8 protein-coding genes are annotated in these 8,693 nt (G+C 59.9%); 2 read left to right on the top strand and 6 right to left on the bottom strand.

Translation table 11 applies throughout. The features are described 5' to 3' along the window. Nucleotides 1-145: 145 nt before the first annotated feature. The gene (locus tag ABD819_RS21205; RefSeq protein ID WP_345127652.1) at nt 146-1,057 is read right to left on the bottom strand and encodes a prohibitin family protein; all 912 of its coding nucleotides are present in this window, start codon (nt 1,055-1,057) and stop codon (nt 146-148) included. Between the two features lie 112 nt (nt 1,058-1,169). Next, nucleotides 1,170-1,634 (bottom strand): hypothetical protein, encoded by a 465-nt coding sequence (locus tag ABD819_RS21200; RefSeq protein WP_345127650.1) that lies wholly within the window; start codon nt 1,632-1,634, stop codon nt 1,170-1,172. Between the two features lie 144 nt (nt 1,635-1,778). Here ABD819_RS21200 and ABD819_RS21195 point away from each other — a divergent pair, with 144 nt between their 5' ends. Next, nucleotides 1,779-2,012 carry a hypothetical protein gene (locus ABD819_RS21195; protein WP_345127649.1) on the top strand — a complete coding sequence of 78 codons (234 nt, stop codon included), beginning with the start codon at nt 1,779-1,781 and terminating at the stop codon, nt 2,010-2,012. A gap of 87 nt (nt 2,013-2,099) precedes the next feature. On the opposite strand, the gene ABD819_RS21190 is transcribed toward ABD819_RS21195, so the two are convergent. The 3 genes from ABD819_RS21190 to ABD819_RS21180 form a co-directional block, all read right to left on the bottom strand. Then, nucleotides 2,100-2,408, bottom strand: coding sequence for a hypothetical protein (locus tag ABD819_RS21190; protein WP_345127648.1), 309 nt, complete (start codon nt 2,406-2,408; stop codon nt 2,100-2,102). A gap of 117 nt (nt 2,409-2,525) precedes the next feature. Then, entirely contained in the window at nt 2,526-3,785 is a 1,260-nt protein-coding gene (locus tag ABD819_RS21185) for an S-adenosylmethionine:tRNA ribosyltransferase-isomerase (RefSeq protein WP_345127646.1), read from the bottom strand. A gap of 294 nt (nt 3,786-4,079) precedes the next feature. Then, nucleotides 4,080-4,880 (bottom strand): class I SAM-dependent methyltransferase, encoded by an 801-nt coding sequence (locus tag ABD819_RS21180; protein WP_345127645.1) that lies wholly within the window; start codon nt 4,878-4,880, stop codon nt 4,080-4,082. A 208-nt stretch (nt 4,881-5,088) separates the two neighbouring features. Here ABD819_RS21180 and ABD819_RS21175 point away from each other — a divergent pair, with 208 nt between their 5' ends. Further along, a complete protein-coding gene (locus tag ABD819_RS21175) occupies nt 5,089-5,688 on the top strand; it encodes a hypothetical protein (protein WP_345127643.1) in 600 nt (199 codons plus the stop codon). Nucleotides 5,689-5,828: 140 nt separating this feature from the next. Here ABD819_RS21175 and priA read toward each other — a convergent pair whose 3' ends face one another. Further along, nucleotides 5,829-8,372 (bottom strand): replication restart helicase PriA, encoded by a 2,544-nt coding sequence (gene priA / locus ABD819_RS21170; protein ID WP_345127641.1) that lies wholly within the window; start codon nt 8,370-8,372, stop codon nt 5,829-5,831. Between the last annotated feature and the right edge of the window lie 321 nt (nt 8,373-8,693).

The following is an 8,693-nucleotide window of genomic DNA, read 5'->3' as shown; positions in this document are numbered from 1 at the left end:
AACGGCCCCACCTGGCCCTGAATTACTTAACCCCCAATCAAGTCCATTTGCAAGGAAAAAGCCCCGCCGGAAAATCCGAGCAGGGCCCTTGCCTTATTCCTGTCAACATATAGCCGGACGAGACACTGACGCTGGTAAAATTGGCTTACTTATCGCCCAGCAGCAGCTGCGGCACCGCGCCGCGCCCGCCCCCCATGATGATGACCTTAGCGTTGGGCGAAGTGGCAATGGCTTGGTTGGCCTTGATGGTTTCGTATTGCAGCAGCTTGTCGCTGAGCTCGGTATTCACGATGCGCTGGTAGTCGGCAATACCTTGAGCTTCTACGCGCTTGCGCTCGGCCTCCTGCTTCTCCTTTTGCACCACGAACTGCATTTTCTGGGCATCCTGCTCGGCCGAAATCTTGCTCTCGATGCTGGACTTGACGGATTGCGGCAGCTGAATGTTGCGGATGAGCAGCTGGTCGAGCTGGAGGCCGTTGTTGCGAAAATCCTTCTCGATGGCCGCCAAAATTCGGGTTTGGAATTCCTCGCGTCGGGTCGAGTACAGGGCCACGGCGTCGTAGAACACCGCGCCGTCGCGAATGCGGGTGCGCGAGATGGAGCGCACGATTTTGTCCTGGTAGTCCTCGCCGATGGTGGAGAGAATCTTGGGGGCCTGGGCGGGCACTACATGGTAGAGCACCGTGAGGTCAATCACCACTTCCAGGCCGTCGGCCGAGAGCACCCGGATGGCGTCATCGCCCACCTGCTGGCCCTCGCCGCGCTGCGCCGACATGGTGTAGTTCTGGGTGCGGGTATCGAAGCGCGTCACGTCGACCAGCGGGTTAACCACGCTCAGGCCGGGCTGCAACACGCGGCTTTGCACCTGGCCAAACAGCGTTTGCACGCCCACCTGGCCCACACCAATCTGCACGACCGTGCTCAGGGCCAGGCCTAAAATCAGGAAGGCCGCGCCCAGGAAAATAAGGCCGCTGCGCAGGCGCTCCAGCCGCTCCGAAAACCGGGACGCGTTGAGCCCGACGACCAGAATGATAAAACCGAGAATGGTGAGGCCCATGGGGAGGGGGATTAAAAAGTATGAAGTATGAATTAAAAATTGCGCGTTGTGCGCGTCGAGGCCAGCCGTGGCTGCGTTGTCAGTTACCTCAGCACATTAACATATCAGCACATCAATCTTCTTCATCCGTGCTGAAATCCAGGGTGCGGGCCAGGTCCACGCCTTCCAGGGCAATTTCTTCGAGCAGCTCGGGGGCATCCGCATCCAAGGTGCGGCTGAAGAGGTTGAGCAGCTCCTCGCCCTGCTCGTTCACGTAGAGGTTCTCGTAGAGCCGGTCGAACAGGCGGGCTTCGCGGCCGATGATGCGGTCAATGTCCTCGGGGGAGCGGGCTTCGCTCAAGGCGCGGTGCAGCACGTCCAGCACCTGGCGGCTCTCGTCGTGGTCGCCCAGCTCCGATACCAGTTTGAGTAGGCTCATGGCCAGGCCCAGGCGCACCTGCTCGAAACAGAAGGGTCGTTGGGCGGGCGGGGCCGCCTGCAGCTCGTCGTAGGCCCGCAGAGCCACGGGGGTGAGGTAGTACTTCACGTCGTTGGGGGCCGTGAAGGCAAGGTGCAGCAGCTGTTCGTAAGGTGTCATGGGGAAGTAGGCCGGCCGGGGCCGAAACACCGGCCGCGCTAGTGCGTAAGCGAAAAGCCGAAAGGTACGCGCTGGCAGCAGGCCAAGGCATGAATCGAGGCATGCTGCCCGGCATTACGTTCACCGCACTAATTTCTTTTTCTGATGACACACAAGGCGAAATGGCTGCTGTTTTCCCCTTTGGGCCTGGCTACAATCGGCGCGGGAGCCAGCATGGTACACTGGGCTGGCAGCCTCAAAGACCAGCAGGTACCGACCCGCGAATGGGTGGCCGCCGGCACCGTGGCGCTGGTCGTGCTCAATGCCGGCGTCAGCCTGTTTGGGCGCGGCGTGATAGAGAAAGTGCTGCACGAAGTGCGCGAGCGGCCCCAGCGGTAATAACACCGTGAGCCAACCACAAAAAAAGACCCCGGCTTGCGCTGGGGTCTTCCTGGAAATTGCGGAAAGGAACAGTTCTGGAAAGGACTATTCGGTTTTTGCTTCCATTTTTTGCGTGCCTTCTACGGTTTTGTTACCCACTTTCTGGGTGCCGCGTTTCACGGCCCGGGTGGTTTTCTTGGCACCGCGCTTGATGGCGCTGCCCGTTTTCTTGGCTACGTTGCCAGCGGCATCTTTGGTATTATCGATGGCCTGGCCGGTATTGGTCTTGCCGGTTTTGGTTACCACTTTGGTCGTGCCGTTGTCGCGCGTTTTCACTTCCGTCGAGGGAGTAGTTTGGGCGAAAGCAGCAGTAGCAAAAGCGGAAAAGGCGAGCAACAGGGTTACTTTTTTCATGAGTCAATAGAAGGAAAAAGGGTGGTGTGGGGCTTTTACGCACCCCGATACCAAAGGTTATTGCAAGGAATGTGCCGCAGATGCGCACCCTGCCCAAGCTATGCTTCAGGGCGCATTTCAGGGCAGCAGCAGCGAGCTGTCGCCGTAGCTGAGGAAGCGGTAGTCGTGCGCCAGGGCGTGGTCGTACACCGCTCGCCAGTCGGGCCCCAGCAGGGCGGCCACCAGCAGCAGCAGCGTACTCTCCGGCTGATGAAAGTTGGTGATAAGGCCGCTGATGAGGCGGAACCGGTAGCCGGGGGCAATAAGCAGGCGCGTACTGGCCTCCAGGGTATCGGTGCCCTGGGCTTCGAGGTATCGCAGCAGGGCCGTGAGGGCCGCCTCCGGGCTGATGTGGGCCGCTGCCTCGGCCTGTTCATACGGTTGCCACTGCGTCACGAGTAATTCGTGCGGCTCATTGCCCGCGGGGTTCTGCAACAGGCCTACGCCCAGCCAAAACAAGGTTTCGAGGGTGCGCATGCTGGTAGTACCTACGGCCAGCACCGGCCGGGGCCGGTGGGCCAGCAGCTGCCGCAGGAGCGCGGCGGTTACCAGTATCGGCTCGGCGTGCATGGGGTGCTCGGCCATGTGGTCGGCCTTCACGGGCTGAAAAGTGCCGGCCCCGATGTGGAGCGTGATATGGCCCGTGGAAAACCCCTTTTCTCGCAGCTCCGCCAGTATTTCGGGGGTGAAATGCAGGCCCGCGGTGGGGGCGGCCACGGCTCCTTCGACCGCGGCATACACGGTTTGGTAGCGCACGGCGTCGGTAGCGGTATCGGGGCGGGCGATGTAGGGCGGCAGGGGCAGGTGGCCCGCGGCTCGCAGCACCTCGGCAAAGGGCAGTGTGGCCGGCTCCCAGCGGAAGTCAATCAGCGCGGTGCCGGCTTCCTGGGTCTGGCGCTCGGCGTGCAGGGTGGCCGTCTGGCCTTCGGTAGTGGTAAATTCCAGGGTGACGGGTCCTTCTTTCCAGCGGCGGCCATTGCCTACCAGGCAGCGCCAGGTGCAGTGCCCGGTTTGTTGCAGGGCCAGCTCCAGGCTGCGGTGCGGGGCCACGGGCTCCAGGCAAAACAGCTCGACCTGCCCACCGGTGGGCCGCCGGGCCAGCAGCCGGGCCCGCACCACGCGGGTGTCATTGAAAATCAACAGGGAATCCGCCGGCAGCTCGCCGGGCAAGTCGCGGAAGTGCTTGTCGCTGATAACGCCGCTGCGGCTGACCAGCAGGCGGCTGGCGGCGCGGTCGGGCAGGGGTTCGGGCGCAATGCGCTCGGCCGGCAGGGGATAGGTGAAATCGAGGATGGAAAGCTGGCGCGGGTCGGGAGTCATGCCCGCAAAGGTCGTCATGATGTGGCGTAAGCTTTCGCTTGCGACGAGCGTAGCGACTAATAAGCAGTCATTCAAAAGCAAACGGGTTATTAATTGCTCGTTGTTAGTTGTCAGTCAGCCGATTGTCATCCTGCCAACAACTGATAACTAAGCAGTCGTTCAAAAGTAAACGGGTTGTCAGTTACTCGTTGTTAGTTGTCAGTCAGGCAATTGTCATCCTACTAATAACTGCCAACTAATGACTAATAACTTAACGTGCTCGCCGCACCCTACGATTGAATTCGCTACGCTCGTCGCGAGCTGAAGCTTACGTTACTTCCGCCGAAACAGCAGCAAATGTTGCTGCGGAAGCGTTTCGATGCTTTCCACAAACTCCAGGCCGATGGCGGCCATTTCCTTGCGGGCCTGCTCCACGCTCATTTTGTGAATGCGCTTGATGGGCACATTGGGGTCTTCGGCCCGGTACTCGACCAGGGCCAGCCGTCCGGTGCCGGGCCGCAGGGCGTGCAGGATGGCGCGGCCCATTTCGCGCGGGTGGTCAAACTCGTGGTACGCGTCCACAATCAGCACCAGGTCTACACTGTCGGCGGGCAGGGCGGGGTTGGTGGTGGTGCCCAGTACGGGGCGCACATTGGCGGCCCGCAAGCGCTGCTTATTGGTTTGGAGGGCCGCAATCATTTCCGGCTGAATATCCACGGCCAGCACCTGGCCCCTGGGGACTTTTTTGGCCAGCTGAAACGAAAAAAAACCGGTGCCCGCGCCAATATCAGCCACCACATCGGTGGGTTTCAGCTTTAGCTCTTTGAGCAGGATGTCGGTGCCTTCTTCCTGCTGCCGGCCGCTCCGCTCCAGCCAGCTGGCACCGTCGTGGCCCATTACGTGCGCAATCTGCCGGCCCAGGTAATAGGTGCCGATGCCGTTTGGGTCGCGGGGCGGGGCCATTTCATAGCCGCTGGTATCGGTTGCGGCCGCGTTCTCCAGCGTTTGGCTGTACGCAACCGAAGGACGGGTTTCGGCGGGCAGCTGCGTGCAGCCAACCAGCAGCAATCCTGCTCCGCTACTCAGCCACCCAATATTCAGTGCCCACGGCCGGGCCAAAAAATAGTACCTCATACGACTCGCAAGTAAGCACATTCAGCGCTATCAACAGCATTTTAAGCCCCGGCGTTCAGTGTCCAATACCGCTCGGTTTGGCGAAGTGAAGCTACTCCTTGACGATGGCCGCCTCGGCATGTGGATAATTTTAGTACGTTTCCTGACCACTGATTTGTAGTTTTAGCCGTAGAATGACCATTCACGCTCACAATTACCCCGCTTACCCATGAAAAACCCTGTATTCCCCTTCGCCAAACTCATCGCCGTAGTCGCCTGTGCCCTCACGCTGGGTAGCTGCAGCCGCTCCGAGTATGCCATGCTGCCCAAGGGCGGTTCGTACCATGGCGTGACCCGCGTATCGACGCCGGTGCCCGCTGCCGCTGAAACAGTTGCTGCTCCGGTCGCCGCTCCTGCCGTAGCCACCACTACCGCCGAAGCGCAGCCCGCCGCTGCGCCAGTAGTAGCCGCCGCGCCCGTAACCAAAGCCCCAGCCGCCGCCAAAACCCCAGCCGCCGTGCTTGACTCTCCCGCTGCCGCCGCAACAGTTGCCGCTGCCCCGGCCCCCAAGCTGAGCCTGGTGCAGCGCATGGCCCTGAGCAAAGTGACCCATAAAATGGATAAGCTGGTGCAGAAATCCGGCTCAGTTCGTCAGCACGACAACACGGCTTCGACCACCAAAACGGCGGCCATCAGCGGTAACCTGCGCATCGGCATCATCCTGCTGCTGGTAGGCTTGCTGGTTGGTCTGCTCAACGGCTTGATTGGCACTATTATCGCCATCATCGGCTTGATTTTCATCATTCTCTGGCTACTCGACCAGATGTAGGTGAGATAATCGCCGCGTACGGCTGCAAAGCTCAAAAGCTCCTTCTGCAAGTGCAGAAGGAGCTTTTTTTGTTATCGGCGGCACAAGCTTGTACGTCCACAAAATCCGTGAAATCCGCTTGAATCCGTGCTAATCCGTGGTCACATCGGGTCCACGTCGGCTACCAGACGGGCCTGCTTGAATTCCTTCTGGTCCTTCACCACGTCCATGGCCTCGACAATCATCTGTTTAGCCTGCTTGAGTACGGTGTGGGCCCGGTCGAGCTTGATGGTGATTTCCTGCAAGTAGAAATTGCGGATGCGGAAAATGTAGGGCGCTTCCGGCCCCAGCACCGCCGCCCGGCCCAGCCGGTCTACCAATTCCTGGGTGAGGCGAATGGCGGCTTCCTCGCCCAGGCCCTGCTCCATGTGCTTCACCGTCATCTTGATAATGCGCATAAACGGCGGGTAGCCGTGCTCCCGGCGCTGCATAATTTCGTAGTTGTAGAACTCCACGTAATCGTTGCGAATCACCTTGTCGAAAATTACCTGCGTGGGGTCGGCTGTCTGGATGATGACCTTGCCCTTTTTGCCCTTGCGCCCGGCGCGGCCGCTCACCTGCACAAACATCTGGTAGGCCCGCTCGTGCGCCCGGAAATCGGGATAGTGAATAATGCTGTCGGCGTTGATGATGCCCACCAGGCTCACGTTGGCGAAGTCCAGGCCCTTGGTCACCATCTGGGTGCCTACCAGCACGTTGGTGGTTTGCTTCTCAAAGTCGCCGATGATTTGCTGGTAGCTGTTTTTAGCGCGGGTCGTATCCAGGTCCATCCGCTGGATGTTGGCCTGGGGCAGCATGATTTTGAGGTCGTCCTCAATCTTCTCGGTGCCGAAGCCCTGGGTTTTCACGGCCCGGGAGCCGCAGGCGGGGCACTTGGTCACCATGCTGTCGTGGTAGCCGCAGTAGTGGCAGCGCAGCTCGTGGCTGTGCTTGTGGTAGCTCAGGCTCACGGCGCAGTTGGTGCATTTGGGTATCCAGCCGCAGTCCTGGCAGGCCACCACGGGCGCGTAGCCGCGGCGGTTCTGGAACAGAATTACCTGTTCCTGTCGGCCCAGGGTGCGCTCCACTTCGCCCAGCAAATCGGCGGTGAAGTGGTTGTGCATGGTTTTCTGGTCGCGGGCCTTGCGGGTATCTACCAGCTCAATGTCGGGCATGCCGGCCTCGCCAAAGCGCTTGCTGAGCGTGACTAGCCCGTAGCGGCCCTGCTTGGCCTGGTAGTAGGTTTCCACGGCCGGCGTGGCCGAGCCGAGCAGGGTTTTGGCGCCTTGGAAGTTGGCCATCATCAGGGCCACTTCGCGGGCGTTGTAGCGCGGGGCGGGCTCGTACTGCTTGTAGCTCGATTCGTGCTCCTCATCCACGATGATGAGCGAGAGGTTATCAAACGGCAAAAACACCGCCGAGCGCACGCCCACCACCACCTGGAACCGGCCCGAGAGCACGCCGTTCCACACTTCCACTCGCTCGTTATCCGAGAATTTGGAGTGGTACACGCCCAGCCGCGAGCCAAACACGCGCATCAGGCGCGTCACAATCTGGGCCGTGAGGGCAATTTCGGGCAGCAGGTACAGCACCTGCCCGCCGCCCTCCATCGCCTTGCGAATCAGGTCGATGTAAATCTCGGTTTTGCCCGCGCCGGTTACGCCGTGCAGCAGCACGATTTCCTTCTCGCCAAAGTGCGCCATGATTTCATCCCGCGCCGTAGTCTGGGCCTCTGTGAGGGAGAAATGCAGCTGCGCGGTGGGCTCGTTCTCCAGCGGAAAGCGTGACACAATCACATCAAACTGCTCCAGCACGCCGTTTTTGATGAGCGTATTCACGGCCGAAGCCGAAAGGTGCGGGCTACTGGCCAGTGCGGCCTTCTCAGTGCCGTGCTGGTTGGCGTGCTCGTTCTGGTACACCGGCACGCGCTGCATGTACTTCATCACCACATCGAGCTGCTTGGGCTTGCTGGTGAGCTGTTCGAATAGCTGCTCCAGCGACGCTTCCGATACGAAATGGTGCGCCAGCCGCACCTTCTTCACCACTTTGGGCGCGTACTTATCGGCGGTGTGCTCAAAGAGAAAAATGACGTCCTTGTGCATCAGCGACTTTATCACCTTATGAAACGAGGTGATGCCCAGCAGGTCGCCCACTTCGGTAAAGGTCAGTGCTTTGCCATCTTCCACTGCGCCCAGCGCATCCACAATCAACTCCTCCTGCGCGGAGAGCGGATACTCGTTTTCCTCCCGCGAAAAGCCGGGGTGCAGCTGAATGCGCGACTCCGAGCTGAGCTTGAGCGCGGAAGGCAGGGCCGCGTTTATCACCTCGCCGATGGTACACATGTAGTAGTCGGCCATCCAGCGAAATAGCTTGAGCTGCGGCTGCGTCACCACGGGCGCATCGTCGATGAACTCGAGGATGTACTTGGCTTGGTATTCCTTCGGTGCCTGCTCGTGCACGGCCGCCACTATGCAGCTAAGCGTCTTTTTGGCCCCAAACTGCACGATAACGCGGCCGCCGATTACCACGTTGTCATTCAGCTCATACGGTACCCGATACGTGTAGAGCCGGGGCAGCGGCAGGGGCAGAATAACGTCGGCAAACAGCGTCACCCGGTCGGCCGCGGGCGTGGCAGCGGGAGAAATAAAGTCGAGAGCGAGACTCAAAATAACAGTTGCAAGTAGGCGGACAGTAAAGATAACAGGCCCAGCCGCTGGCCGCAGTTTGGGCCCCTCTCAGAAAACGGAAAATACAGCACGTTAAGTAAATGCGAGCAACTGGATGAAAAAGCATTACTGAAGTGCCAGTGCAGAGAGTTGATTCTTATTTGTTTCTTTCCTTTGTCCCTTAACATGAACTGTGTTAAAAGTCAAGCGGTGGGCGCAAGTTTTGAGCTGAAATCAGCTTGGTAGGGCACGCCCGATTTGACGATGGCAAAGGCTTGTTTGAGGAGCTTGTTGCAGACGGCAATCAGGGCCAGCTTCTTG

The organism is Hymenobacter antarcticus, from assembly GCF_039539545.1.
Lineage (GTDB): Bacteria > Bacteroidota > Bacteroidia > Cytophagales > Hymenobacteraceae > Hymenobacter > Hymenobacter antarcticus.
The sequence above is the reverse complement of the archived record's forward strand: the minus strand, read 5'-3'. Positions and strand labels throughout refer to the sequence as shown.

What these genes read in the sequence shown, in the direction of transcription:
- ABD819_RS21205 (WP_345127652.1), bottom strand. Translation starts at nt 1,057, where the DNA reads ATGGGCCTCACCATTCTCGGTTTTATCATTCTGGTCGTCGGGCTCAAC.
- ABD819_RS21200 (WP_345127650.1), bottom strand. Translation starts at nt 1,634, where the DNA reads ATGACACCTTACGAACAGCTGCTGCACCTTGCCTTCACGGCCCCCAAC.
- ABD819_RS21195 (WP_345127649.1), top strand. Translation starts at nt 1,779, where the DNA reads ATGACACACAAGGCGAAATGGCTGCTGTTTTCCCCTTTGGGCCTGGCT.
- ABD819_RS21190 (WP_345127648.1), bottom strand. Translation starts at nt 2,408, where the DNA reads ATGAAAAAAGTAACCCTGTTGCTCGCCTTTTCCGCTTTTGCTACTGCT.
- ABD819_RS21185 (WP_345127646.1), bottom strand. Translation starts at nt 3,785, where the DNA reads ATGACGACCTTTGCGGGCATGACTCCCGACCCGCGCCAGCTTTCCATC.
- ABD819_RS21180 (WP_345127645.1), bottom strand. Translation starts at nt 4,880, where the DNA reads ATGAGGTACTATTTTTTGGCCCGGCCGTGGGCACTGAATATTGGGTGG.
- ABD819_RS21175 (WP_345127643.1), top strand. Translation starts at nt 5,089, where the DNA reads ATGAAAAACCCTGTATTCCCCTTCGCCAAACTCATCGCCGTAGTCGCC.